A 25,220-nucleotide genomic window follows, 5' to 3' on the forward strand; every position below is an offset into this window, starting at 1 on the left:
GAGCTATCACTTATGAAATTTGATAAAAAACAAATTAAGCTTATCACCTTTGATTTTGACGGAACATCTTTGCAGCGCGATCAAACATGGATAAGCTTTAGAAATATGCATGCATTAAAACAATGTCAAAAACGCGGCATCATATGTGTACCTTGTACCGGAAGAAATGCAAATATGTTTCCTCCTCAAATAGACAGAGATTTGTCTTTTCGCTATTGGGTTTCTTCCGGCGGTTGTAGAGTTATTGACCGTCTTACCGGAGAGATTTTGTATAAACAAACCTTTACACCGGAAGAAACGGCTCAACTGTGTAAATTGTATGAAGGCCGGCACATCTACAGTGAAGTTGCGGCGGAAGGCAGATTGTATTTTGAACAGGAAGTTTTGGAAGAACTGCATAAATATCCCGTTCCTCCGCATCATGTTTGGTATCTTGAATCCGGAAAACAAATCAATGTGCACGGAAAATTGTCGGATTTTTTTCTTGAACAAAATATCGGGGCGGAAAAATTTAATTTGTACGGTGTTCCGGAGCATATGCAACAAGAAATAAACGACGAACTGAGAAAATTGCCCTTTGTTGAATTTCTTGACGGTTCCAAAAAAGACATTCAATTTTTCAGCACACATACAAACAGAATTAAGGCCGTCGAAACACTTTTGGCAAAGCTTAATTTAACATGGGATAATGTTATGAGTATCGGCGACTCTATGGGTATGGACAGTGCAATGATCAGTCATGCCGCGTTCGGGGTTGCAACCGACAACGGTGATGAAGAGTTGAAAAAAATTGCGGATTTTGTAACGGATCGCTCCGATTGCGACGGGTTTGCCCTTGCCGTTGAAAAATTCATTCTCTAAACATAAGGAGTACACATGAAATCCGGCTCTATAAATGCAAAAAACTATACGCCGAAACACGATTTTCTCGTTTGCATAGATTCCGACGGCTGCGCCTTCGATACGATGGAAATTAAACATAAAGAATGCTTTTGTCCTGCCGCTATAAACGCATGGAATCTTCAGCCCGTATCTTCCTATGCCCGCGAAGCATGGGAATTCGTAAATCTGTATTCCACAACTCGCGGATGCAGCCGCTTTCATGCGATGGTTAAAGTACTTGATTTTTTAGCGGAACGCAAAGAAGTAAAGATGCGTAATTTTAAAATGCCCGAATACGACCGGTTTAAACACTGGGTCGATACCGCACCGATTTTAAATAACGATATGGCGGCAAAACATGCCGACGACCCGCAAATGGCGCGTGTTTTAAATTGGTCGTTGGATACAAACAAACGTATTGCGGAAATGGTTCACGGCATTCCTCCTTTTCCCTTTGTGCGCGAAAGCTTGGAAAAGCTTTTTAATACGGCGGATATTGTTATTGTATCCGCAACTGCCCGCGAAGCTTTGCTTAAAGAATGGCACGAACATAAAACGGATCAATACATATCCCTTTTGGGAGCGCAAGAAGACGGCAGTAAGCAGGAAATAATTGCTATGGTAAAAGATCATTATAAACCCGATAATTGCCTTATGATTGGAGACGCTCCCGGCGACCATAAAGCCGCCGTTGCAAACGGTATTTTGTTTTTTCCTATTTATCCGCTTAATGAAATATCTTCCTGGGAAGATTTTTACCGCGAGGGTATAGATCTTTTTATAAGCGGAAAATATAAGGGAAACGAGATGAATAAAAGATACGAGCGTTTTATGAGCTGCCTGCCGGACAGTCCGCCGTGGCTGCATAAATAAATTTTTTTTGATAAAAATACACGTATGAGGCTCGGATGATTTTAAAAAAACTTGATATACATGCACACGTGTTGCAAGAAAAAATGTTCCCTTGCATGGCGGACGGAACGGTATACGGTCTTACGTGCGACGAACTGCGATTAATGTACGATAAAATCAATGTAGAAAAAGGCGTTGCCTTGCCGCTCGTTTCTCCGGAGCACATGTCGGATCAATTTACAAATAAAGATGCATATCGGTGTTGTATGGAACATCCCGATACCATCGGCTGGTGGTTTTGCAACATCGATCCGCGTTGGTTGACGAACAATCCGCAGGCGGACCTTTCTCTTATTATTGAGTATTATAAAAGCCTCGGTGCAAAAGGTATCGGGGAATTCACCGCCAATCTTCCCGTAGACGATCCGATGATGCAAAACGTATTTTATCATGCGCAAAAGTGCAATATGCCGGTTTTGTTTCATGTAGGGAAACAAGGTGACGACTATGGAATGGTAGACGATCTTGGCTTGCCGAAAATCGAGGCGACATTACAAAAGTTTCCGAAGTTAAAACTTATAGGCCACAGTCATAAATGGTGGTCTGAAATAAGCGGCGATTGTACATGGGAAAACAGAGGAGGAAATCCGGTCGGCCCGGTTGTTCCGGGCGGAAGAGTCGTTGAGCTTATGCGGACATATCCGAATATGCTTGCAGATCTCTCGGCGGGTTCGGGAGAAAACGCCATCATGCGGGATCCCGAATTCGGCTATACATTTCTTGAAGAATTCCAAGATAAACTTTTTTTCGGCGTCGATTATTGCTGTATAAGTAATTTTAGGAAATTGTCTGCTTTTTTGGATCATGCCGTTGAATCACACCGGATAAGTCAAACGTGTTACAATAAAATATGCCGTGAAAACCTGCTTGCACTGTTAGGGGAGTAACGCACGATTCGCCGCCGGTATTTTGTTTTAATACTTTTATACTAGGATTTTAAAGCAAAACGTGTTATACTCATATGTATACATTATAGATGTGACGGTATCTAAAAGTATCGGTTTTCGGATACGCGGTACTGCCCGATAAAAATTCTAGGAGAAAAAATGGAAACCAATGCATTTATCGATCATACCATTTTAAAAGCGGATGCCCGTGAAGCGGACATTATTCGTTTATGCGCCGAAGCAAAGCAGTATAAGTTTTGTTCGGTGTGCGTCAATTCCTGTTGGGTGCCGCTTGCCGCCCGCGAATTAAACGGCACGGATGTAAAAGTGTGCTCGGTTATCGGGTTTCCTCTCGGCGCTATGTCTTGTGAAGCGAAGGTTTTTGAAGCGAAGTCCGCCGTCGAACACGGCGCCGCTGAAATCGACATGGTTATCAATGTAGGCTTTTTAAAAGACGGAAAATATAAAGAAGTTGAAGAAGAAATCCGTGCAATAAAAAAAGCAATCGGAAACGCCGTTCTTAAAGTTATCATAGAAACCTGCTACTTAACCGACGCCGAAAAACGCAAAGCGTGCGAGCTTTCAGTTGCTGCAAAGGCCGATTTCGTTAAAACGTCAACGGGATTCGGAACGGGCGGGGCAACCTTTGAAGACGTGCACCTTATGCTCGATACGGTAAACGGAAAGGCGAAGGTAAAAGCGTCCGGAGGCGTACGGGATGCCGAAACCGCAAAAAAATACATAGCTATGGGCGTTATGCGTCTCGGTACAAGCAGCGGTATTAAAATTGTAGAGGGTTAAAGTATGCGTCTAAAACAGCGCCGCTTACTTTAATGTGAGTTTTATTTAATGAAGGTTAAATTATGAAAAGCGATGCCGAAATGGTTAAAATTGCCTTAAAAGCGCGCGAAAAAGCATACGTACCCTATTCTCATTTTAAAGTCGGAGCGGCCTTGGAAACAAAGGACGGGCGTGTATACGAAGGCTGTAATATCGAAAATGCATCTTACGGTTTGACAAACTGCGCCGAACGCACGGCGTTTTTTGCGGCTTTGGCCGACGGCTGCCGTCCCGGAGATTTTGTAAAACTTGCCGTTGTCGGTCAAACGGAAGACGTCATTTCACCCTGCGGTGCGTGCCGGCAGGTTATTTCGGAACTCGGCGAAAACTGCGAAATTGTTTTGGCAAACCTGGACGGTAAAATGCAAAAAACGGATATTCGCAAACTGCTTCCCGGTGCTTTCGGAGCAGCCGATTTATAATCGCTGTCTGCACTGACAAAGCGCACGGACAATTGCGGTTGACAAAAGCAAAAAACGGCCTTATACTTGTTTTAGGTAATATAGTGTATGTATGCAATTGACTGTGATTTGGAACAGGATTTATTGGTAAAATGTGATCCTAAAACTTATCGGGCGATTTCTGCGGAAGTGAAAAGAGTTTTGGCCGATTACGGGTTTTCCTCGTGTACGGGTTCGGTTTTTTGGGGAACTGAAAATATAGACGGAGTCAGCGCTTTTCGCTGCATTTTCGCTCTTAACGAACTGACAAAAAAATATTCGTGTTTACACGCGAGTTTAAAGAACGTAAAAATACTCGAAATCGATGAAGATTTTTCTCCTGAATTATCCCCCCCCCCCCCCCCTGAGAAAGATGGCGTAATTTTTTGTAATGTAAAGAAAAACAGGAAGCGCAGCGGAAAGTTTTGCACAATAAAAAAGCTGCCGAAGCCGGCAGCTTTTTTGTCAGGCGCCAATCAGAATCGAACTGATGCATAACGGTTTTGCAGACCGCTCCCTTACCGCTTGGGTATGGCGCCGTATCATTAAGTGTTTAAATAGTATATAGGTTTTTGCCGGTCTTGTCTAGTATTAAATTTCGATTTTATGTATACTTGTTTTTATGACCTCTTTGGATAAAGGCCGGCTTGCCGTCCATAAGGTTTTTGCCGGCGCTTTAACTTTTTTCTTTTTTATTTGCGTTCCGCTTGCGGCAATTTCCGAAACGGAAAAAATCGATTTTTGGAGCGATTATCCGAATGAAGAACTTGCCGATGCTATTTGTTTACGCATGAGTGAAGAAGAGCTTTTTGCTCAAATCCTTATGTTCGGATGGGCGGGACAAGAACCTTCTCCGCTTTTAATCCGCTGGGTGGAAGAACGCGAATTGGGCAGTGTAAAAGTATTCGGCTGGAACACGGATGATATTGTTCTTGTGGCAAAATCGGTAACCCGGTTGCAGGAAAAAGCGCAAGCCGGGCGGTTTAAAATACCTCTCTATGTTGCAACGGATCAAGAAGGCGGTTCCATTCGTCATGTTAAGGGAAGAACCAGCGATACGCCCGGTAATTTGGCAATAGGGGCGGCGGCCTATCCTGCGGATGCATGGTATAGCGGTTATTATATAGCGCAGGAACTTCGAGCTTTGGGAATAAATATGAATTTTGCTCCGACGCTTGATTTGTACACAAATTTTAATTCAACTGTTATAGGAACGCGCTCTTTTGATTTTGATCCGGATTTTACCGGTGTAATGGGAGCTTCTTTTGCCGCCGGTTCGATGACGGCCGGAGTTATTCCTACCGCAAAGCATTTTCCCGGGCACGGCGATACGGGAGCCGATTCTCACGGAAAACTTCCGGTTATCGATATTGACTTAAAAACGCTTGAATCTCGCGAACTGGTGCCCTTTCAATATTTAATTAAGGGGAACATCCCCGCTATTATGTCGGGCCACTTAAATTTTCCTCATATTCTTCCGGGAAACAAACCTGCATCTCTTTCTTCCTTTTTTTTAACGGATATTTTACGCAGTAAAATGGGGTTTAAGGGGTTAATTATAACCGATGATATGATGATGAACGGGGCAACCTCTTATACGGGGGCGGTGTCGGCTGCGGTTTCTTTGGCCGTTGAAGCGGGAAATGATATTGTTATTTCATCTACAACGGCGCAGTGGGAAGATGCCTTATGGCGGAACAATATAGATCGGATGAAAACGGATGTCCGGTTTAAAAAAAACGTATTCAATGCCGCACGCAGGGTCGTTCTTTCAAAGCTGAATTATTTTAAAGGAGAAAATCCGGTTCCGCTTTTTCCCGATATACATGCCGTTAACGCATCCGTTCCCGCTCCCGATGCCGAAACTTTTTTTACCGCTCAAGCCGCCCGCTCCATAACACTCTATAAATCCGAACAGTTTCCTTATGTACCGCAAAACGCTGCAAACGATCGAATCCTCGCAGTCGGCCAGTTTCAGGATTTTTTTCGTGAAACGTCGCAGCGCTATCCTCATGCGCGGTACTTTTTTTTCGCTTATTCTCTTGATTCCGAACAAATACGGGAAAAAGCCGAAGACCTTGTATACGCCGCGCGCAATTTCGATACGATTATATTATGTGTTGCGAACGACACGGCACGAAAAATAGTATCCTTGTCGGCACCCCGCCTTTCCGGACAAGGAAAAAAACTAATCGTTATATCGGTGCTGGAACCTGTTCACGTTCTCGATTTTTCATGGGCGGATACCATTCTTCTTGCGTACAGTTATTCCGTCTTTTCTTTTCGTGCCGCACTTTCGGCTTTAGCGGGCGATTTTGCTCCGCAAGGACGGCTGCCCTTGAATATTCGGGAACGCCGGTGAATACCTTTGCCGTCGAACCCGTCAGTGAAAAGGATTTGCCGGACGTACGGGATTTTTTAACTCGTTATGAATTTTTATGTACCGCTTTAACCGCTCTCTTTGTTCGGCGGAGGACACAGGATTCTTCGCTGCAGTTTTTTCTTCCGCGCTCCGGAACTTGCAGTCTTGTACGGTTAAAAAAGAAAACGGGAAAAGACTTCCTTATAGGTGTGCTGTATATATCGCCTTGCGGCCTCGTATATCACTGTCTGCCTTTTTTTGAAAAAAATGCAAAAGACTTTTTTTTCGGTACCGAAGATTCTTTTGCTCAACTAAAACATTTGCTTTCGAATGTGTTCAAAAATGTGCCGATATCGAGTATTGTGGGATCTGCGCCGGCAAGTCTTTTTTTGGAAAATTGTTTTAACCGCCGCGCAAAAGAATACCGTACATATAAACTTATGAAACTTATAACAGACAGCCGAAAGGCTGCCGAATATGGAGATTTAAGTTTTGCCGCACCTCAAAAGAATATATCGATTTTGCGTTGCCTTCCCGAACATGGGGCGGCTTTATTTCCCCTGATAAAGGCGTATTATGAAGAAGAAGTTTTTTCGGCATATGTAAAAACGGAAGAGGATGTGCTCCGGCGGCTTTTTGCAGGAAAGCTCAAAACGCAAATTATTTTAGGCTTAACCGTGCCTCCCGGTTTTTTTGCAGCAACGGCGGGAACCGCCGCTATCGGCATGCGTTATGCACAGTTGGGGGGAGTATATACGATCCCGGCGTTTCGTCGGCGCGGCTTTGCCTGTTTATTGGTTTCCCGCTTATGTACCGAACTGCAAAAAAACGGCTATACACCCGTTCTTTTTACGGACACAAAGAATACGGCCGCCTATTCTCTTTATACATCCTGCGGATTTTCCGTTTGCGGCGATTACAGAATAGCGTATTTTTAGCGGCAAAACAGTTTCAAAATGAAAAGAGGCGTGATAAAGAAGGGTGTCTTTAGCATTCTTGCACATAAAATTGTTTTGCTGTAGAATAAATTTATTAAGGTTTATTAGAGATTGTATACAAGGTTATAGGCGACACATATACTATAAAACGGAAAGTAGTTTTATGGCATTAATTTGCAGGATCGATAAATGAATAAAAAAATTATAAGCGGAACCATCAAAGATCAAGTATATAAATATTTGAAAGATGAAATATGCAATCGAAATTTTGCCCCGGGGTATTGGTTACAGGAACAAGAAATTGCAAAACAATTAGGGGTCAGCCGATCTCCCGTTAGAGAAGCAATTAAACATCTAGCAATGGATGGACTTGTAATAGAACTTCCTAATAAAGGATCTTATGTTCGAGAATTTACACAAAAAGATGTTCTTGACGCTTGCGATTTACGCTTGATGATGGAAACATATGCATTAGGTCAGTGTCAAGATAATTTAACAAAAGAAAATTTGCATTCATTGGAAGAGTTTTTAGCTAATTTTAATTACTATTATGAAAAAAATGATTTAAAAGAATATATCAATGTGGATACAGAATTTCATCAATTTATGGTATCCCTTAGTACAAACGGAATGATAAGTGTTGCTTATAATCGTTTGCAACCGCTGTTTCAACCCTTTCGTATTTATTCATTGGTTGAAAGACGGCGTTTTGATGATTCAATAGGGGAACATAAAAGAATTATTGAAGCCTTGTTAAAAAAAGATATAGAAAAAGCGATAAGCGAAAATATGAAACACTTGGAATCTGTGCGTAATCAAACACTTGAAATGTATAAAAATCGTTACCATGAAACAATAGAAAAAGGGTTCATTGAATGAATTTCAACGAACCCTTTGTGTCACCTTTCCGGATTTTAAAAAATGAAGTTTAAAATAATCAAAACTAAAAAACCTGTTGTCGAAAGAGTTAGAACTGCACCAAACCAATTTTGAAACATGTCTTTCATTTCCGTTAATCCAGTTGTCTTGTTTACAACCCAAAAATAACTGTCATGTATATTAGTGATACCGATAGAGCCTATACAACAAGCAAGACCTGCTAAATAAGGATTGACTGTTGCCATCGATAGAATGATAGGTGCTGTAATGGAACCTGCTGTTAACATACCTACAGTTGCAGAGCCGCTCACAATTCGAAGCAAATATGCTATTACAAAGGGGAGAAGTATACCTGGAATATGAGCTTCTACCAATAAAGATGCTATTGCTGTTCCGGCGCCGCTGTCTTTAAGAACTTGTCCAAGAGCTCCGCCTGCGCCTGTAACAAAGACAATTACTCCTGCTTGTTGAATCGATGTTTCAAAAAGCGAGATGACTTTTTTTCGTTCGATTTTTCCGGCAAGTCCGTAAATGGCAATTAAAACACCTATTCCTACTGCAACTATAGGATCTCCTATCAATGAGATAATAAATTTGGGGGGGCCACTTAAACCGATTGCATTTGCAATTGTATTCAATAGGATTAAAATGATCGGAATAATGATAGGCGCAAAAGAAATAAAAGTACCCGGCAACCCTTCTTCAGAAAGTGCAATGGTTTGCGCCATTTCGGCTTGTGTATATTGGCGGTCGATTAATATCGAAGAGTCTTGCGGGTCCGGGCGTTTATTCAGTTTCTTTCCAACCCATTTTGCATATAATAATCCAGAAACTGAAATTGGAATAGATATAAGCAGGCTGATAAGAATAAACTTTCCGATATCAAGACCGAAAAACTGTACTATAGCTAAAGGTCCGGGAGTTGGCGGTACTAAAGAATGTGTTACGAGTAATGCTGTACCAAGAGCACAGCTGATTGTGATAACACTTTTTCCTGTATTACGAGATAAGGATTTGGAAAGAGGCGATAAAATCACAAAAGCGGAATCGCAAAATACAGGGATGGATACCAGAAAACCGGTAATTGCCATTGCGATTTCTTCTTTCCCCTTTCCGAGCAGTTTGATAAACGTAATAGCCATTTTCTTTGCTGCCCCGCTGTGTTCAAAAATAACGCCCATCATTACACCGAAACCTATGATTATACCAATGCTGCCGAGAGTACCTCCAAAACCGGCTTTAATGGCACCGATGATCTTATTTGTCGGTAAGCCTACAATTAATCCGGCAATAACCGAACCGATAATCATTGCGAGAAACACATGAATTTTCGTTTTTGTGACAAAATAAAAAATCAAGCCAATTGAAATCGCTAAGCCGATGAGTACCCGCAATACGTTTACATCATCCATTTGTTTCCTCCTTTATCTTGACAGGATTAAAAAACCTGTTAGATTACCGGTCCGAGCATATAAAAATCCATGGATTTTGAATATTTAATCGCTTCTCCTTTTGTGGTTTCTCCGTTTGCCGTCCGAAGCATTTTTGAAAAAGTTTCTTCTCCCACTTCTTCCAGGGAACGTTCTCCCAACGTAATTAATCCGGCATTAATGTCCATATCATTTTTCATATTCTCGTAAGTTAGCGGATTGCCGCAAATTTTAATAACAGGAACTACAGGAAATCCTTGAGGAGCTCCTCGTCCTGTTGAAAAGAGAATAACTTGTGCGCCTCCGACAGCCATTCCGCTGAGCAGTTCTATTTCTCGTCCTGGTGAATCTTTTATCCATAGTCCTTTTCCGCGCGGAACTTCTGTATAGTCTATAACTCCTTCTATTGTTTTTGTGCCTGACTTTACAATTGCTCCTAAAGATTTTTCTTCGATTGTACTAAGGCCACCTTTTATGTTGCCTGGGGTGGGTTGCCCTGTACGCATATCTACACCAACCGCTTTTACTCTATTTTCCATTTCAGTTACAATTCGTAGAATGTCATCGGCGACTTTTTTATTTTTTGCACGGCGCTGTAAAATATGTTCTGCTCCGATAAATTCGGTTGTTTCTCCGAAAATAACGGTACCCCCTAAATCAATTACTTTGTCTGCAACGTAACCGATGACCGGATTCGATGCTATGCCGGACGTGGTATCGGAAGCGCCGCATTTTATTCCCATGACAAAATGTGACATATCCGCTTCAATACGTTGTTGTGCGGATATTTGTAAGATAAGAGATTGTGCTTTTTCCAATCCGACTCGTACGGCCGCTGCCGTTCCGCCCAGTTCCTGGACATTTATTCTTTCTACGGGTTTCCCGGTTGCACGGATTGCTTCTTCTAAGCGGTTTGTATCAACTCCTTCGCACCCCAGGCTGACAATTAGAACTGCACCTACATTGGGGTTTTCTCCAATTTTAATTAAACAATTGGTTGTCCGTTCTAAATCGGGTGGAGTTTGACAACATCCTTGATGGTGAATAATTCCTTGTGTGTTTACCGTATTTGCGACAATTGTTTCAACGACTTCATTTACACAGACCACAGCCGGTAGTATCGCAACATAGTTGCGGGCGCCTATTTTTCCGTCTTTTCTTTTATATCCCCAAAAGGTAAATTTCCTTGACATTTTATTTTTTACTCCTTTTTACTGTTGCAGCAACCTGTTGTTCTTTTTCTATATTCCAGTCTCCTCTGCCTCGGATACTTTCTATATTATGAACGTGCACATGTTCTCCTGCTTTTATGGGCAAAGAAGCGATACCTATTTCTTCTCCATACTTGGTAACTTGTTCTCCTACTTTATGTTCTTGTATGGCAACTTTGTGACCATATGGAATATCCTGCAAAACTTTTAATGAAAATGATTTGCCTTTTTTATCTAAAACTAAAATTTCATTACCGGCTTTTGCCTGTTCAAAAACAGATGCCACTGTATCCAAATCATGTAATTTGATTGCCTTAGTCATTTTATTTTTTCTCCTTTACAATTACGGATACACCGTCCGGAATTATTGTTACTTGTGCTGTTTGCCCCTTTATAGCATATGCTTGTTGTAGAGCGTTCTCGACGGTTGGTGCATAAAGAAAACCCATCGCTTTTACCAATGATTCTTTTAAAGAAGAAACTAAAATGATTCGGTAATGAATAAGCGCTTCTGCAAATCGTTGTACACACCATTGTTCTGAAATTGTTTTTTCGGGCGGAGTGTTAAGAATACGGTCTAACAATTCTTGCGGGCTTCCTTCTTGCATCATTTTTTCAAAATTCTCTCCTCCCAGCCCATCCTCACATGCTGCTACCAAAATAATGACAGCTCCCTTTTTTGCGCACATAAGCGCAGAGGATAAACCCTTAGGACATTGATATAAATTTTGGTCTAAAGGATATCCGCCGTTTGTCGTAATTACAATGTCGGCCTTTATAGGTTCTACTCCCGCTTGAGAAAGCAATTGTGTACAGCCAGCCCGATGGGCCAAGTCTGTATCTCCGCAATAAGCATCGACGATTTCTTTTTTTTCATTTAATAATACATTAAGAATAAATGCCAACTTTGCCATTTTTGCTGCAGTTAACATATCGTTGTGAATAGGGTTCCCATCCAAAACTCCTGTGATCGAATTCGGATGGGCAATTGCTTTTGCGCTATGATTGATGTTTACGCAAGCTTGAGAAGCCGTTCCGGGGAAAATACTCTTTCGCCCGCCTGAAAATCCGGCAAAAAAATGCGGTTCTATAAAACCTTCGGCAACGACCAAATCTGCATTACATACGATTTTATTAATTTCGCATTTACTTCCTGACGGCAAAGTTCCCAGTTCTTTAAAAAGACTTTTATCGTATGCATTGTGATTAACGAAGTTTTCTTTAGAAACTAAATCTGATCCGAATCTATCGGTCATTTCGTCTTTAGTCATTCCTCTGTGTAATCCGGTTGCAATCAACACGGTTATTTTTGCAGTCGGATTTCCTTTGCGAATTTCAGCGAGTAAAAGCGGTAGTGTTATTTTGCTGGGAACAGCCCTAGTATGATCGCTCGTGATAATTACAACGTTTTGTTTGCCTTGTGCTAAGCTACACAGACGCTTTGTGCCTATTGGATTTTCCAAAGCCTTTTGTACCAAACTTTCTTGATCACAAGCATAAGTTTTGTGTATTTCGGGGGGAACGAGGATGCCCGCAAGATTAACAGAATCGACTTCCAGTTCGATTTGACTTTTGGCATATGGCAATATTACTTTTGATACCATCTTTCTTCCTTGTTTGAAAAGAATACTTTATTATGTATACATAATAAAACACGATGTATGAATTGTCAAGAAAATTCAATTTATAAAGATCATAAAAAATATTTTTAGCGGCAAAACAGTTTTAAAATAAAAAGAGGCATCCAAACATTGAAACTTTTGGACGCCTCTTTTGTTATTCTGGTTAAAATACGGCTTTGCTTACGGTTTATTTTAAAACCGCAAAAGCTTTATTCTTTTGCGGCGTTTGTACCGGCAATTTTTCCAAATACTGAAATATCGGTAATTGCGTTTCCGCCGAGTCTGTTTGCACCGTGAATACCGCCGGTAACTTCTCCTGCGGCATACAAACCGGGAATCGGTTTGTCATTCATATCCAAAACACGAGCTCCCGTATCGATTTTTAAACCGCCCATCGTGTGGTGTACGGTGGGAACCCGTTTTGCCGCATAAAAGGGCGCTTTGCCCAATTTTTTGCCGTATGTCTTTAAACCGAGCTTATCCGGAGCTCCGTCGACGATCTTATTGTATTCGTCGATGGAATTTTGCAATTTATCCGCAGGAACTTTCATCAATTCCGCCAGTTCCTTAACCGAAGAGGCTTTTAAGGTTTTGCCCAGTGTTACAAAGTTTGCAATAAGGGGATCTCCTTCCGGATAACGGTTTCCGTCTGCGACAATCCACATATTGCCGTCGGGCTGGGCATAAATCGCATTAACCAACACATCGCGGCGGGCATCTTCGGCAACAAAGCGTTCTCCGTTGTTGTTTACGAAAATACGGTTTAATCCTGACGTATGAGGCTGTCCCATCATCATACCGGTTCCGGGTTCTCCGTTCGGGTGAAGTTGAATAAAGCCCATGTCGATTAACTGTGCTCCGGCCTTTTCAGCCATAACGATTCCTTCGCCCTGTGCCGCACGGCTTTGATTTGAACAACCGATTTTTGTACCTAAATCCGCCCACTGCGTGTTATATTTTTGCCGCATGTCGATGTTTGCACCGAAGCCGCCGGTTGCAATAATGACCCCTTTTGTTGCCGTATATGTAATATCGTAGCCTTTCATCTTTGCTTTTACACCGGTAACTCTGTCTGCGTTTTTAATTAATTCGACAGCCTTTGTTTCTACGTGTAAGTCGATTCCATCGTGTTCTTTTATATATTTTTCGGCAGGATAAATAAGCGTCGTCCCGTTCGGAAAATCTTTTGTGCCGTAATGACTTCTCTGCCATAAAGCACCGGTTGCCATACCCAAGGTATCTCTGAATACTGCTCCGTTTGACGCGGCCCATTCGATTGTTTCGGGTGCTTTTTGCGTTAAAAGATTGATTAATTCCGGCCGGCCCTTGTAATCGCCGCCGTTATATGTTTGCAAAGCATGAAATTCGGGACTGTCGAAAAGCCATTCATTGCCTTTTTGCAAATGCGCATTAAACTGTGAACGTACGGTTTTTTGTAAAGACGCTTCATAGTCGTCAAAGGGCGCTTTTTGTAACAGTTTTTCAACGGCATCCTGATTTGTTTTTGTCATTTTTGTGGCTTGAGCGCGCACGGGGTCCGCTCCGTTAAAGGCGCCTGCGGAAAAAATCGTACTTCCGCCGGCAAAACCGAGCTTTTCAATGATAATAACTTTTGCTCCCGCTTGATGTGCCGCAAGGCCTGCGCTCATTCCCGCACCGCCTGCGCCGATAACGATGACATCGGCAGAATACGAAGAAGAGGCCGGTTTTTCGGCAGGAACTTCCTTTTTCCATTTTTCGGGATTTCCTCCGGCTGCACTAATACATTCGGAAACACCGTTGATTACGGCGCGGCCGGCAAAGGTTGCTCCTGAAACCGTATCTACGGCTAAGGATTGATTTTTTACGATTCTTTCAGGAACGGTATTTAAAACGCTTCGTACTCCGACCGATTCAAAGTGTGAAACGATGTTTACCGATTCGATTTTTCCTTTTGCAAAGGTAACTGCAATTTCCATCGGGCCGTTATGGGCGTTTGCCTTTGCATTAAAAGTTCCGTCTTTTACCTTTGCTCCGCTGCATGCACTGAGCAAAATCATACTGAAGGTAATCAGTTTTAGAATTCTTTTCATTTTTCCCTTCCTGATATAAAAATGGCGGCTTATAAAAAGCCGCAAATATAAAACAGGGCTGTCGGAAAAAGCCGAAACTTTTTTCAACAGCCCGATTTTATTATCTTCAATTCAAAAAAGCTTCTTAATGCTTATTCTTTTGCGGCGTTTGCTCCGGCAACTCTTCCGAATACGTGGATATCTACCAAAGCGTTTCCGCCCAAGCGGTTTTTACCGTGGATACCGCCGGTAATTTCGCCTGCGGCATACAAACCGGGAATAACCTTTCCGTTTTTATCCAAAACTTGAGCGTTCAAGTTGATTTCGATACCGCCCATCGTATGGTGAACTGTCGGCATACGCGGAGAAGCATAGAAGGGAGCTTTGTCCATTTTTTTACCGAATAAATTGCGTCCGAATTCGGGGTCTTTGCCGGCTTCAACGGCCTTGTTAAAGGCGTCGTTTGTTTGTTTTAAGACGGCAGGATCGATATTGATTTGTTTTGCCAAATCTTCAATCGTATCGGCACGGAAAATCTTTTTGTCGGCAACCAGTTTTTCAACGTCATCGCCCCAGAGGTTTTTACCGTCTTTAAAGGCAACATGGCTGTCGGCAATAACATAGCTGAAAGAGTCCGGCTGTTCGAGCAGAGCCTTGGTCATAACGTCGCGGCGTCCGTCTTCTGCCATAAAGCGCTTGCCGCTTTTATTTACCTGATAATAATATTCAACACCGATACCGCCTATCCATCCGTTTAAACCGCCCGTTTCGGGGTTTCCCAGGGGCAAACACTGAATGTATTCCATACCGATTAAATTTGCGTTTACTTTTTCGGCCATGATAATACCGTCTCCGACGTTGGCGGGGTTGTTTGTAGTTTTTAAGTTTTCGCCCAGCAAAGGGTCGTATTTTTTGCGCAGCTCTTTGCTTGCGGCAAAACCGCCTGACGCAAGGACTACAGCCTTTTTTGCATTAAGGACAACCGGTGTCCCGTCGCTTTGTACGGCGTTGATGCCGGTTATGCGGCCGTCTTTTTGTATTAAGCTTTCGCCCTTACAGTTCATAATAATTTCAACGCCCAGTTTTTCGGCAAGAGCTTTATTCGTATTAATAAAATCCGAACCTGCGGCATTTTGGGGAACGTGAGCACGCGGCCACAGTCCGCCCGGAACGGTTACGATGGTATCTCTCCATACAAGACCGTTGCTTTCAAGCCATTCGGCAGCCGAAAGAGATTCGGAACACAGTTTTTCGATAAACTCGATTTTTCCGGCATAATCGCCGCCGTCATAGGTTTGCAAAATATGCAGGGCAAGGCAGTCGAAAAGATGGTTCGGTTTTTTTGCCTTATACGCATCAAGTTCTTTTTTTAATTCGTTTTGGTATTTTTTATGCAAGTCGTTTTTTGCTTCGACTTTTAAAAGGCGTTCGATACCCTTCATTGCGGCATCGGATGCCGGAGGAACGTTTGCCTGACGGGCAGGATCTACGGCATTATAGGGACCGCCTGCACGGATTGTGTTCCCGCCGAGTAAGGGAGTTTTTTCGATAAGGACGACCTTTGCTCCGTTTTGTGCCGCGGAAATGGCGGCCGATAAACCTGCTCCGCCGCCTCCGACAACGACAACGTCCGTTGTTTTTTCTATTGCCTTGCCGGCTTTAACGCTTCCTTTTTTACCTTTCAATGCGTTTACATCACCGCCGGCTTGTTCTACTGCCAGCTCAACGGCTTTTAAAATGGCATTTGATGTAAGGGTTGCTCCCGTAACCGCATCAACCGCTAAACTTTGGTTTTTAACGATTTGTTCCGGGATTTGCTTTATAGGCGCATCGGAAATTCCTACGGTTTCTTTGTGATTGCCTACTTCGACTTTTTTAATCGCCGAGCTGCTGAATGTAACGCTGACCGTTACATCTCCGTTCATACCCTGCGCGGATGCCGTATAAGTACCGGCTTTGTACGACATCTTGTTTGCACCTCCGCCGCAACCGATAAGGCATACGGCTAAAAGAACAGCAAACACTGTTGAAAATATGTTTTTCATCATAAACTCCTTATGTTAGGATACGATAAACAAACACATAAGTCAATAGAACGAAACGTATGCAGCATTCGCTGTTGGAGAGGAGGTTGGACCCTTTGCGAGAAAACCTAAAGAAAGATCATGAATGTATCTCCATTAATTCAACAACAGCGCCGTCTTCAGTTTTACAGAATACAATGCGTTTTTTGGAATCAATCTCCATGGGACCGAGCAGAATTTCCATACCTGTCATTGCTGTTTCTAAATTTTCAACACGAAAACCGATATGCGGCGAACTTTTTACAGGCTCTTTAACAGGTGAATCATTTTCATAACGGAGCCACTCAATGTTAAAGGGATGTTTTTTTGAATCGGTTATCCAAACCCTGTTAGGAGCAAAAAAGAATTCTCCTTCTTTTTTTTCCGTTGTTCTGTATCCTACGTGATCAAATATCATTCTTTCCTCTGTTTTAATTTGATAGCGGTAATTTTATAGGAATTCCGCCTTGGGCCGCACTGCGATCGGCGGCTTCAATAATCTCAAATGTTTTCATTGCATCATCAAGGTCGACGATACACTTTGTATTATTTAAAATACAATCAACGAAATGATTTACTTCTTGCGGGAAGGGATGGTGCTTTACATCTCCGGAATCCGGTGTTTGAACGGGAAGATGTATCCAATCGGACTGCCCGGGAAAACTTTTTTTTGCCCACAACTTGTCATTAACTAACGAACCGTTTTTTCCAAATAATTTTAAGTTGTAAATATAAGGTGAAATGTTGTCGTATGAACAGCACACTTTTCCCATTGCACCGTTTGCAAATTTACATACAAAAGTAATTGTTGTATCCTGTTCAAAATCATCTCTATAATTTCCGGATAAGGCAACAACTTCGGTACATTCACTTTGGTTAAACCATCTTAATCCGTCAACGGCATGGCAACCGCCGACTTGAAGAATGGATCCGCCCGTTTTTTTTGTTTTAGACCATTCATAACAATGATACGTTTCGTCTATACGGTGCATATAATCGACCTCTGAATAAAAAGGTTCGCCGATAATATTTTGTTTAATTAATTCTTTTGCGGTTTCGAAAAGCTCGTTCCAGCGCAAAACGAAGCCAACAATAGTCTTCACTCCGCTGTTTTTTACGGCTTGTTGCATTTTTTTCATGTCTTCCCAGTTTGTTGCCAAAGGTTTTTCGATTACAATATGTTTTTTTGCTTGTGCGGCAAGAATAGTTTGTTCTGCATGCTTAAAATTTGGTGTAAGGATGCAAACAATGTCTATGTTTTCTTGTTTAAGCATTTCTTCATAAGAATCGTAATGACTGCAATTTTTCAAATCATGCTCTAAAGCTTTGTCTTTGGCACGTTCTTTTGATCTTGAACAAATCGCCCTGACTTCCGTATGTGGGTTTAAGGAAAAAGCGCGAATATATTCGTCTGATACCCAGCCTGTTCCAATGATTCCGACTCCTAACATTTTCATATCAATACCTCCATTAAAAATTAAATGGTATTTAATTTTATTTCCGTTTTGCATTTGCAGCAACAACGGTAAGAATTAATACGCTTTGAATAATTAATTTTCCCCAGTTTGCAACATTTGCTTTTTGGAGAAGTGCTGTAATCAATCTAATAATCAGTGTTCCGGCAACGGTTCCTTCTATTCCGCCGATTCCTCCGCTAAACATAGTTCCGCCGATTACAACCGCACTTATGGAATCCATAGAATAATTTAGTCCTAAATTTAATGATGCGGCACTCATATCCATAGATAAAATTATTGCAGCAACTGCTGCCAAAAAACCTGCCAGCATATATACTGTGATGATAATTATATCATTGTTAGTGCCTGAAAAATAGGAACATTTAGGATTGGCTCCAATCATTCTTACACTTTTGCCGAATAAGGTTTTACTCATGATAAAAATAAAAATTATCGTAAATAAAAACCAGAATATGACAGCTAACGGTAAAACTCCAAAAAAACGAATACGCCCGAGATCTCGAAAAGATTCTGCCAAGACACCTTTCGGTTGTCCTTTTGTATAGATCATATATATACCCTTGAGAATAAAGTCTGTACATAAAGTCATTACAAAGGGTGCAATTTTAGCCTTTGTGATTCCAAACCCGTTAAAAAATCCTGCAACGCACCCAAGAAACATTCCCAAAAGGCAAACCGGAACAATGTTATTCGGGTTTCCGTGCATAAGACCTATTGTAATTACATGGACGAGCGTTACAATTGAACCTAAACAAAGATCTATACCTCCGAGCATAATTACCATTGTTTGTCCGATAGATAAAATTCCTAATCCGGAAGATTGTTTTAATAAATTCATAAAGTCGCGTACAGTTGCCGATGCGGGACTGATAATGTAGGATATCCCTAATAAAATAAAAAAACCGATATAAATACCGATGGTTGTTTTTGTGTGGGCGCTGAAAATTACCATGTCGATTAACTTTCTTTGATTTATTTCATTATTCATGAGGCTGTTCCTTTTTTCTATAAAAAAACATAGCGGAAATTAAAATTATTCCGGTTATAATGTCTTTATAGTAAGAACTTTGTAAATTATACTTAAAAGCAATATTGTTTAATACATTTGTCAGCATAGAAACAAGGATTGTTCCCGCAAATGTTCCTGACAGATACCCTGTTCCGCCCGCCATACTGGTTCCGCCAACAACGGTTGCTGTAATAGATAAGAGAGTATAACTATCACCATAGTGTGATGAGCCGCTTCGCAGTCTTGCCGCAAGGTAAATACCAACAACAGCGCAAAGGAAACCGCTCAACATGTAGGTTTTTATTTTGATTTTATTTGGTGAAATACCGCTGTTGTGAAGAACTTCGGGATTCCCGCCTAATGCATATAAATGCTTTCCATATGGAGTTTGACTTAACAGATACCACGCTACAATAAAAACTAAGACAAACAGCAAAAAAGGTGTTGAAATGATACCCCATGATGTTGTCAAAAGGGCTTTAAATTTTTGAGGAATATATCCTCCACTTGTAGTGTGCAATGCAAAGGCAATGCCTTGAAAGAAATATCCTGTACATAATGTTGCGACAAGAGGAGGGATGGAAAATAATTTCAATAAAAACCCATTTAAAAAACCGCAACACATTCCTACTATTAAACAGAATAAGGTTACACATAGTATATTCCATGGATTATCAGACATCAAAGAGCTTGCAATAAGCGAAATCAGGCTTATTTGATTCCCGACTGACATATCAATATTACCGCTGATTATAACAAATGTTTGTCCTACAGCAATTATTCCCAATGGTGCCATTTGAAGCATTACGTTTGCTAGATTTGCAGGATAAATAAATTCTGGCGTAATAGCAATTACCGGTACTAATAAAAGTATAAGTATTCCCCAAATTTTTGCAGAAGAGGAATGGTGTAAGGCGTATTGCTTTTTGAGGTTAAATTTCTGTAATATCATATAATCGCCTTTTTTATGGGATGTCCTGCTGCGGCAGCCATAATAATTTCTTCAGAGGCATCTTTTCTCGTTGTTTCAAAAATAACGGTTCCTTCGTAAAAGACACAAATGCGGTCAGACATATTTAAAAGCTCCATCATATCACTTGTCACCATAATTATAGCAATTCCGTAATAGGTCAGTTCGCGCAACAGTTCGTATATTTCCATTTTTGCGCCCACATCAACGCCCAAAGTCGGTTCGTTCAGGAGTATGACGGCAGGATTTGTTAGCAGCCACTTTGCGAGGACAACTCTTTGTTGGTTTCCTCCACTCAGTTCTTTAACGGCTTGCATTTGTGTGGAAAATTTAATATTCAATTTTTTTAAAATTTCCATAACGACAGCATCATTCTTTCTTTTTTTTATAATACCGAAAACACTGCGTTGATTCAGGGTAGGATATGCAATATTTAAAGAAATAGACTGTTCTTGTGCAAGACCTTCATTTCGGCGGTCATCGCTTAAAAAGGCAATGCCGTGTTTCATGGCCTCTGCAGGATTATGATATCGAATATTTTTACCATACATTCTGATTTTGCCGTCAGTAAAGGGAGAAATTCCGAATAAAGATCGAATCATTTCTCGTTGCCCGTGTCCGGACATTCCGCCGATTCCCAGAATTTCTCCGGGAAAAACATGGAATGTTACATCATGAAATCTGCCTTTATCGCATAAATTTTCTACTTCAAATACAGGTTTTTTAGTATAGTCTATTGTTTTTTTTGCAGGAGGAAAGATTTCCGTAAGTTGCCTGCCTACCATTGAACAAATTAATTTGTCACGATCTATATCTTTTATATTCCACGAATTAACAAACTCGCCGTCTTTTAGAACGATAACCCGGTCGCAAATTCTAAATATTTCTTCAAGCCTATGGGATATATATATAATACCGATTCCATTTGCTTTCAATTTTGTCATTAATGAAAATAAAGCATTAACGTCATCGTCATCTAAAGCAGCTGTCGGCTCATCCAGTATTAGAAATTTCATATTATTTGTACAAGCTCTGAGAATTTCTGTTATTTTTGCTTCCGCAGAACTTAAATTTTTAGCATATGCATCTAGATTTACATGGATGTTGTTGTCTTTTGCAATTTTCTCGACAAATTTTTTTTGTTTGTTTTTTTGGATAAAAGAGCAGTGACCGCAAATTTCTTTGCCAAGCATTATATTGTCCAGAACAGTCATTTCTTTTACAAGATTATATTCTTGATAAACAATACTGATACCTTGGGCTGAGGCATCTAAGGCCGAGTGATTCTTTAGACTCTTTTTATCAATTAAGATTTCTCCTTTGTCTGCTTGGTATGTTCCGCCGATTATCTTGATCAGGGTTGATTTTCCCGCTCCGTTTTCACCGATCAAGGCGCAGATTTCTCCCGGATGAAATTCCACGTTTATATTTTTTAGGACAGTTGTTCCAAAGAATTTTTTGGTAATATTTTTTACCTGCAGCAACATGATTTCAGTACCTCTATTAAATGAATTCCGCTTATATAGCGGAATTCATTTAATAAGTATTATTTGTTTCCATAGACTTTTTGTAATGTTGCTTCATCCATTTTAGTATTTGCCCAAAAGGAATCGGCGAGATCTTCTCTGACATATTTGTCGAGGTTAGCATCTGTGATTTGATAGACTTGCAGTATATTATCTTTTTTTAAATCTTTACCAACAGCACTCTTTCCTTCTAAGATATCTACTCCAATTTTTAAAGCATCCGCGAAAAAATAGGTGGGCATTGAGCATCCGACAGCTGCAAATTTATCTTTACCGGCAACTCGTTTCCATGCTTTCAAAAAGCCATTTGCATCTTCACCCATCATGGGAACAAGCGGTCGACCAGCTTCGAGGAAAGCTTCAATTGCACCGCGGGTCATATCTCCTCCGCTGGACCATACTCCGTCAATTTTAGGAAAGGCAGCAAGCAGATTTTCTGTTGCAGCTTTTCCTTTAGCATAATCCCAGTCCGCATAAACTTTACCCAAGATTTTTATGTTTGGATATTTATTAAATACTTCCATAGCCCCTTTCCATCGGTTTATGGCAACGCTTAAACCATCAATACCGTCTAATGCAATAATATTTCCTTTCCCCTCGAGTTTTTTTACAAGAAATTCTGCGCCGGTTCGTCCAAAGGCCATATCATCGCTAACCATACTGAGTGTATATGAATCCGTTGCTAAAGGGGAAACACAGGGGATTACAATAGTTCCTCTTTGATAAAATTTCTTAATTATATCTGAAACAGCGGGAGGGTTTACAGGCTGGATAATCAAAATATCGACTTTGCGAGTATATAAATCTTCAAGGTCAGAAACTTGCTTTTCTGCAGAACCGTCTGCATTTAAGTAATATACATTTCCGATTTTGCCGGCAGCTCTTTGTCGGTCGGCTTCCGCATAGAACTCTTCTCTGCTTTGAACGGCATAGGTATTCCCTTCCCAAACAACAGACAGCGCAACATTATATTTTTTTGCATCGATAGCTTTACTTCCTGCAGCAAAGATGTTTTGTCCCATCAGTGCTAACACAATGAAGAAAAAAAGATAAACCTTATTTTTCATAACAGAACTCCTTCTTAAAATTTGAAATAACCTTACTCGCTTTATGCTGCAGCCAACCTTAGAACGGGTTAATTAAAGCGGGTTAATATTTAAATATAGTTATAGAGCGAAAACCGATATGTGTCAACAAATTTTTTATGTGATAACTAAAACATTATTTATGTAACAACGTTGTGGACCCGTGAATACATAAAGCCACGTCCAAACACAGGTCTTGCGGTTTTTCTCCTGCAATTTGAGCATTTAACGCTTTAACGGATTCCTGTCCCATTTTAAAAAGATGTAACTCTATATTAGTATAACTATAGTCCGTTCTTTTTTCGTGAGAATCAAATAAAATAATCGATATGTCTTCAGGGACTGAATATCCTTGGCTTTTAAAATGGGCGGCGCATCCGTTCGCAACAGCCTGAGTCATAGCGATAACTCCATTACAATCTGTTAGCCGATTTATAAAAGCGGTTGCAGCGTTTATTCCGCTTTCATGGGTGTATCCGGTTACGGCCACCAAGTCCGGAGAGTATGGGATATTTGCTTCTTTTAGTGCTTTTATGTAACCGCGAAATCGGTCGATGGACGAAAAAGTACGGCTTGCCGGTTTTTTCATAAAATTAAACAACTCGGTATTGGTACATGGCGGATCCCAAAAACTGGCAATAAAACCAATTCTTTTTCTTCCAAGTTGGAGTAAATATTTCGTTGATAAATACCCGCCTTTTTCTCCGTCGTGGAAGACGTGGGTAACGCCGGGTAAAATTCCTTTTCGTCCGGCTACGACAAGCGGCAAATTTCTAAAGTTTTCAATGGCGGGAATATTTTCTGCGGTTGCTATGGGAATATAAATAAGACCGTCAAGAATTGATTGAGAAAATTGATCTATAACTTGTTTTTCGACTTCAAGAGAACCCGCGCTCGATCCGCATAAAACCAATTGTTTGTTTTTTCGCGCTTCTTCAATAACTCCTTCTGTAATTGTCGCGAAGAACGGATGTGTTATTTCAGGAAGAATAAGGCCTATCAGTCCTGTTGAACGGCCTTTCATAAATCTTGCAGCAATGTTGGGCCGATAATTTGTTTTTTCCAAAACAGCACTGATTTTTTCCTGATTAGCTTTTCTTACCGACTGTCCGTTAAAATATCGTGATAAGGTCGCAATGGATACACCGCTTAATTGTGCAATATCTCGGATGGAATAGATATTTTTATTTTGCTTTTCAGTGTTCATTACTAAAGTATATCTCAAATATTTTTTTTGTAAAATACTTTATTCTTTACGCATAAAAAAATGTTGACAAACTCCATTTATGAGGTATAATTTATTTAAAACTGAAAACGTTTATCAGTTTTAAAGGAGCAAAAAGGTGAAATTTGTTGTAAAACCCTCTTCGTTAAACGGATCTGTAGTAATTCCGGGGAATAAATCAGGAACAGCGAGAGGTATTATATTCGGTTCTTTGGCGGAAGGGACCTCAACACTGATAAATCCGCTTACAAATCTTGATAGCTATTCTATTGTAAAGATGATGCGTGCTTTGGGGGCGAACATAGATACGAGTGATAATTCTAAATGGATAATTAAAGGAACCGGGGGTGTTTTAACGGTTCCGGATTGCGTTCTTGATGCAGAAAATTCCGGAACGGGTTTTTATTTTTTATTAGCTCTGTGCAGTCTTATTTCCGGATGTACTGTTTTAACAGGTGATTATCAAATTTGTTATCGGCCGGCTCAGCCTATGTTGGATGCTATCAATAACCTTGGAGGAGAAGCTTTTTCTACGCGAAATAACGGCAGTGCGCCGATTGTCGTTAAAGGTCCTATAGTTGGGGGAGAAATACATTTTCCTGGAGTAAACTCTCAATGGATGACACCTTTTTTATGTGCATGTGCATTGGCAAAAAAAGACACGCTTATTCATGAAACAGATTTATTGGAACGACCGTATGTAGATATGACAATCGGTATGCTAAAAGTTGCAGGAATTGAGATTGAGAACCGAAACTATGAAGAATTTTTTGTAAAAGGGAATCAAAAATTTAAGCCTTTTGTCTATACGCTGCCGGGAGACTGGGGTTCTTCCGGCTATCCGATGATAGCAACAGCTATTACAAGCGGTTCAAAAGTTTTATTCAAAGGATTGGATGTTGGCGATTTCGCCGGCGAAAAAGCTTTTGTAAAGATTTTGAAAGATATGGGCGCAAATGTTGAAGTAAAAAACAACGGAAAAGACGGTATCTTAGTTGAAGGCGGTGCGGTTTTACACGGGATTGAAATTGACTGTAGCGGAACACCGGATGCGGTTCCGATATTGGCTGTTTTGGGTTGCTATGCACAAGGAAAAACAGTTTTAAAAAACATAGGAGCGTGCCGTCTTAAAGAAACTGATAGGGCAAAGTCTATTCAAGAAGAATTAAAAAAAATGGGAGCACGCTTTGAAGAGGATGAAAATACTTTGACTATTTATCATTCTGAACTTACCGGAGCTGTTCTTTCGGGACACCATGATCATCGGATTGTAATGGCGTCGACTGTTGCCGGTTTGATTGCGGACGGTGAAACAGTGATAGATAATGCTGAATATGCTGCTGTTTCTTTTCCCAATTTTTATGAACTCATGACATCAATTAATGCAAATATAAAATATACGGACTAATA

General features: G+C 40.8%; 23 protein-coding genes and 1 tRNA gene. 10 read left to right on the plus strand and 14 right to left on the minus strand.

Translation table 11 applies throughout. The features are described 5' to 3' along the window. Window positions 1-12: 12 nt before the first annotated feature. From H0R92_RS04170 to H0R92_RS04195, 6 genes are all read left to right on the plus strand, one after another. Window positions 13-861: an HAD hydrolase family protein gene (locus H0R92_RS04170; RefSeq protein WP_432961498.1), complete on the plus strand. Its 849-nt coding sequence runs from the start codon at window positions 13-15 to the stop codon at window positions 859-861. Window positions 862-876: 15 nt separating this feature from the next. Then, window positions 877-1,755 (plus strand): HAD family hydrolase, encoded by an 879-nt coding sequence (locus tag H0R92_RS04175; RefSeq protein WP_432961500.1) that lies wholly within the window; start codon window positions 877-879, stop codon window positions 1,753-1,755. A 35-nt stretch (window positions 1,756-1,790) separates the two neighbouring features. Then, window positions 1,791-2,681, plus strand: a complete 891-nt coding sequence (locus H0R92_RS04180) for an amidohydrolase family protein (protein ID WP_432961502.1) — start codon at window positions 1,791-1,793, stop codon at window positions 2,679-2,681. A gap of 159 nt (window positions 2,682-2,840) precedes the next feature. After that, window positions 2,841-3,482 carry a deoxyribose-phosphate aldolase gene (gene deoC, locus H0R92_RS04185; RefSeq protein ID WP_432961504.1) on the plus strand — a complete coding sequence of 214 codons (642 nt, stop codon included), beginning with the start codon at window positions 2,841-2,843 and terminating at the stop codon, window positions 3,480-3,482. A gap of 62 nt (window positions 3,483-3,544) precedes the next feature. Next, window positions 3,545-3,943, plus strand: coding sequence for a cytidine deaminase (locus H0R92_RS04190; protein ID WP_432961506.1), 399 nt, complete (start codon window positions 3,545-3,547; stop codon window positions 3,941-3,943). 87 nt (window positions 3,944-4,030) lie between these two features. After that, on the plus strand, window positions 4,031-4,459 hold the full coding sequence (locus H0R92_RS04195; RefSeq protein ID WP_432961508.1) for a hypothetical protein: 429 nt from the start codon (window positions 4,031-4,033) through the stop codon (window positions 4,457-4,459). Here the strand turns inward: H0R92_RS04195 and H0R92_RS04200 are convergent. After that, a tRNA-Cys gene (locus tag H0R92_RS04200) sits at window positions 4,429-4,500 on the minus strand. The two genes, H0R92_RS04195 and H0R92_RS04200, sit on opposite strands and share 31 nt — an antisense overlap. A gap of 83 nt (window positions 4,501-4,583) precedes the next feature. Here H0R92_RS04200 and H0R92_RS04205 point away from each other — a divergent pair. From H0R92_RS04205 to H0R92_RS04215, 3 genes are all read left to right on the plus strand, one after another. Then, window positions 4,584-6,323, plus strand: coding sequence for a glycoside hydrolase family 3 protein (locus H0R92_RS04205; RefSeq protein WP_432961510.1), 1,740 nt, complete (start codon window positions 4,584-4,586; stop codon window positions 6,321-6,323). Beyond that, window positions 6,320-7,261, plus strand: coding sequence for a GNAT family N-acetyltransferase (locus H0R92_RS04210; RefSeq protein ID WP_432961511.1), 942 nt, complete (start codon window positions 6,320-6,322; stop codon window positions 7,259-7,261). The genes H0R92_RS04205 and H0R92_RS04210 overlap by 4 nt, the downstream gene beginning before the upstream one ends. 189 nt (window positions 7,262-7,450) lie before the next feature. Beyond that, window positions 7,451-8,140: a GntR family transcriptional regulator gene (locus H0R92_RS04215; protein WP_432961512.1), complete on the plus strand. Its 690-nt coding sequence runs from the start codon at window positions 7,451-7,453 to the stop codon at window positions 8,138-8,140. Between the two features lie 35 nt (window positions 8,141-8,175). Here H0R92_RS04215 and H0R92_RS04220 read toward each other — a convergent pair whose 3' ends face one another. The 13 genes from H0R92_RS04220 to H0R92_RS04280 all read right to left on the minus strand — a co-directional run bounded on the left by H0R92_RS04220 (window position 8,176) and on the right by H0R92_RS04280 (window position 23,792). Then, entirely contained in the window at window positions 8,176-9,552 is a 1,377-nt protein-coding gene (locus H0R92_RS04220) for a GntP family permease (protein ID WP_432961513.1), read from the minus strand. Between the two features lie 38 nt (window positions 9,553-9,590). After that, window positions 9,591-10,763: a UxaA family hydrolase gene (locus H0R92_RS04225; protein WP_432961514.1), complete on the minus strand. Its 1,173-nt coding sequence runs from the start codon at window positions 10,761-10,763 to the stop codon at window positions 9,591-9,593. A 1-nt stretch (window position 10,764) separates the two neighbouring features. Beyond that, the gene (locus H0R92_RS04230; RefSeq protein WP_432961515.1) at window positions 10,765-11,103 is read right to left on the minus strand and encodes a UxaA family hydrolase; all 339 of its coding nucleotides are present in this window, start codon (window positions 11,101-11,103) and stop codon (window positions 10,765-10,767) included. Between the two features lies 1 nt (window position 11,104). Continuing rightward, on the minus strand, window positions 11,105-12,385 hold the full coding sequence (gene larA, locus H0R92_RS04235; RefSeq protein WP_432961516.1) for a nickel-dependent lactate racemase: 1,281 nt from the start codon (window positions 12,383-12,385) through the stop codon (window positions 11,105-11,107). Window positions 12,386-12,612: 227 nt separating this feature from the next. Further along, entirely contained in the window at window positions 12,613-14,475 is a 1,863-nt protein-coding gene (locus H0R92_RS04240; RefSeq protein WP_432961517.1) for a flavocytochrome c, read from the minus strand. Between the two features lie 131 nt (window positions 14,476-14,606). Further along, window positions 14,607-16,502, minus strand: coding sequence for a flavocytochrome c (locus H0R92_RS04245; RefSeq protein WP_432961518.1), 1,896 nt, complete (start codon window positions 16,500-16,502; stop codon window positions 14,607-14,609). A gap of 115 nt (window positions 16,503-16,617) precedes the next feature. Beyond that, window positions 16,618-16,935: a VOC family protein gene (locus H0R92_RS04250; protein ID WP_432961519.1), complete on the minus strand. Its 318-nt coding sequence runs from the start codon at window positions 16,933-16,935 to the stop codon at window positions 16,618-16,620. Between the two features lie 13 nt (window positions 16,936-16,948). Next, complete coding sequence (locus H0R92_RS04255) at window positions 16,949-18,028, minus strand: Gfo/Idh/MocA family protein (protein ID WP_432961520.1); 1,080 nt, start codon at window positions 18,026-18,028, stop codon at window positions 16,949-16,951. Then, on the minus strand, window positions 18,012-18,983 hold the full coding sequence (locus H0R92_RS04260) for an ABC transporter permease (protein WP_432961521.1): 972 nt from the start codon (window positions 18,981-18,983) through the stop codon (window positions 18,012-18,014). Before H0R92_RS04260 ends, H0R92_RS04255 begins: the two co-directional genes overlap by 17 nt. Continuing rightward, complete coding sequence (locus H0R92_RS04265) at window positions 18,976-19,956, minus strand: ABC transporter permease (RefSeq protein WP_432961522.1); 981 nt, start codon at window positions 19,954-19,956, stop codon at window positions 18,976-18,978. Before H0R92_RS04265 ends, H0R92_RS04260 begins: the two co-directional genes overlap by 8 nt. Further along, the gene (locus tag H0R92_RS04270; protein ID WP_432961523.1) at window positions 19,953-21,461 is read right to left on the minus strand and encodes a sugar ABC transporter ATP-binding protein; all 1,509 of its coding nucleotides are present in this window, start codon (window positions 21,459-21,461) and stop codon (window positions 19,953-19,955) included. The genes H0R92_RS04265 and H0R92_RS04270 overlap by 4 nt, the downstream gene beginning before the upstream one ends. Before the next feature lie 59 nt (window positions 21,462-21,520). Continuing rightward, window positions 21,521-22,567 (minus strand): ABC transporter substrate-binding protein, encoded by a 1,047-nt coding sequence (locus tag H0R92_RS04275; protein WP_432961524.1) that lies wholly within the window; start codon window positions 22,565-22,567, stop codon window positions 21,521-21,523. 154 nt (window positions 22,568-22,721) lie between these two features. Next, a complete protein-coding gene (locus tag H0R92_RS04280; protein ID WP_432961525.1) occupies window positions 22,722-23,792 on the minus strand; it encodes a LacI family DNA-binding transcriptional regulator in 1,071 nt (356 codons plus the stop codon). Between the two features lie 136 nt (window positions 23,793-23,928). On the opposite strand from H0R92_RS04280, the gene aroA reads away from it, so the two are divergent. After that, window positions 23,929-25,218 (plus strand): 3-phosphoshikimate 1-carboxyvinyltransferase, encoded by a 1,290-nt coding sequence (gene aroA, locus H0R92_RS04285; protein ID WP_432961526.1) that lies wholly within the window; start codon window positions 23,929-23,931, stop codon window positions 25,216-25,218. The last annotated feature ends 2 nt before the right edge of the window (window positions 25,219-25,220 follow it).

The organism is Treponema sp. OMZ 840 (assembly GCF_050937815.1).
In the GTDB taxonomy this organism is placed as follows: Bacteria; Spirochaetota; Spirochaetia; order Treponematales; family Treponemataceae; genus Treponema_C.

Bases quoted from the DNA above. Each gene is read 5' to 3' on its own strand.
- H0R92_RS04280 (WP_432961525.1), bottom strand. From the start codon at position 23,792: ATGAACACTGAAAAGCAAAATAAAAATATCTATTCCATCCGAGATATT.
- H0R92_RS04170 (WP_432961498.1), top strand. From the start codon at position 13: ATGAAATTTGATAAAAAACAAATTAAGCTTATCACCTTTGATTTTGAC.
- H0R92_RS04265 (WP_432961522.1), bottom strand. From the start codon at position 19,956: ATGATATTACAGAAATTTAACCTCAAAAAGCAATACGCCTTACACCAT.
- deoC (WP_432961504.1), top strand. From the start codon at position 2,841: ATGGAAACCAATGCATTTATCGATCATACCATTTTAAAAGCGGATGCC.
- H0R92_RS04215 (WP_432961512.1), top strand. From the start codon at position 7,451: ATGAATAAAAAAATTATAAGCGGAACCATCAAAGATCAAGTATATAAA.
- H0R92_RS04245 (WP_432961518.1), bottom strand. From the start codon at position 16,502: ATGATGAAAAACATATTTTCAACAGTGTTTGCTGTTCTTTTAGCCGTA.
- H0R92_RS04255 (WP_432961520.1), bottom strand. From the start codon at position 18,028: ATGCAAAACGGAAATAAAATTAAATACCATTTAATTTTTAATGGAGGT.
- H0R92_RS04180 (WP_432961502.1), top strand. From the start codon at position 1,791: ATGATTTTAAAAAAACTTGATATACATGCACACGTGTTGCAAGAAAAA.
- H0R92_RS04205 (WP_432961510.1), top strand. From the start codon at position 4,584: ATGACCTCTTTGGATAAAGGCCGGCTTGCCGTCCATAAGGTTTTTGCC.
- H0R92_RS04175 (WP_432961500.1), top strand. From the start codon at position 877: ATGAAATCCGGCTCTATAAATGCAAAAAACTATACGCCGAAACACGAT.
- H0R92_RS04260 (WP_432961521.1), bottom strand. From the start codon at position 18,983: ATGAATAATGAAATAAATCAAAGAAAGTTAATCGACATGGTAATTTTC.
- H0R92_RS04270 (WP_432961523.1), bottom strand. From the start codon at position 21,461: ATGTTGCTGCAGGTAAAAAATATTACCAAAAAATTCTTTGGAACAACT.
- H0R92_RS04190 (WP_432961506.1), top strand. From the start codon at position 3,545: ATGAAAAGCGATGCCGAAATGGTTAAAATTGCCTTAAAAGCGCGCGAA.
- H0R92_RS04195 (WP_432961508.1), top strand. From the start codon at position 4,031: ATGTATGCAATTGACTGTGATTTGGAACAGGATTTATTGGTAAAATGT.
- larA (WP_432961516.1), bottom strand. From the start codon at position 12,385: ATGGTATCAAAAGTAATATTGCCATATGCCAAAAGTCAAATCGAACTG.
- H0R92_RS04220 (WP_432961513.1), bottom strand. From the start codon at position 9,552: ATGGATGATGTAAACGTATTGCGGGTACTCATCGGCTTAGCGATTTCA.
- H0R92_RS04250 (WP_432961519.1), bottom strand. From the start codon at position 16,935: ATGATATTTGATCACGTAGGATACAGAACAACGGAAAAAAAAGAAGGA.
- H0R92_RS04230 (WP_432961515.1), bottom strand. From the start codon at position 11,103: ATGACTAAGGCAATCAAATTACATGATTTGGATACAGTGGCATCTGTT.
- H0R92_RS04240 (WP_432961517.1), bottom strand. From the start codon at position 14,475: ATGAAAAGAATTCTAAAACTGATTACCTTCAGTATGATTTTGCTCAGT.
- H0R92_RS04225 (WP_432961514.1), bottom strand. From the start codon at position 10,763: ATGTCAAGGAAATTTACCTTTTGGGGATATAAAAGAAAAGACGGAAAA.
- H0R92_RS04275 (WP_432961524.1), bottom strand. From the start codon at position 22,567: ATGAAAAATAAGGTTTATCTTTTTTTCTTCATTGTGTTAGCACTGATG.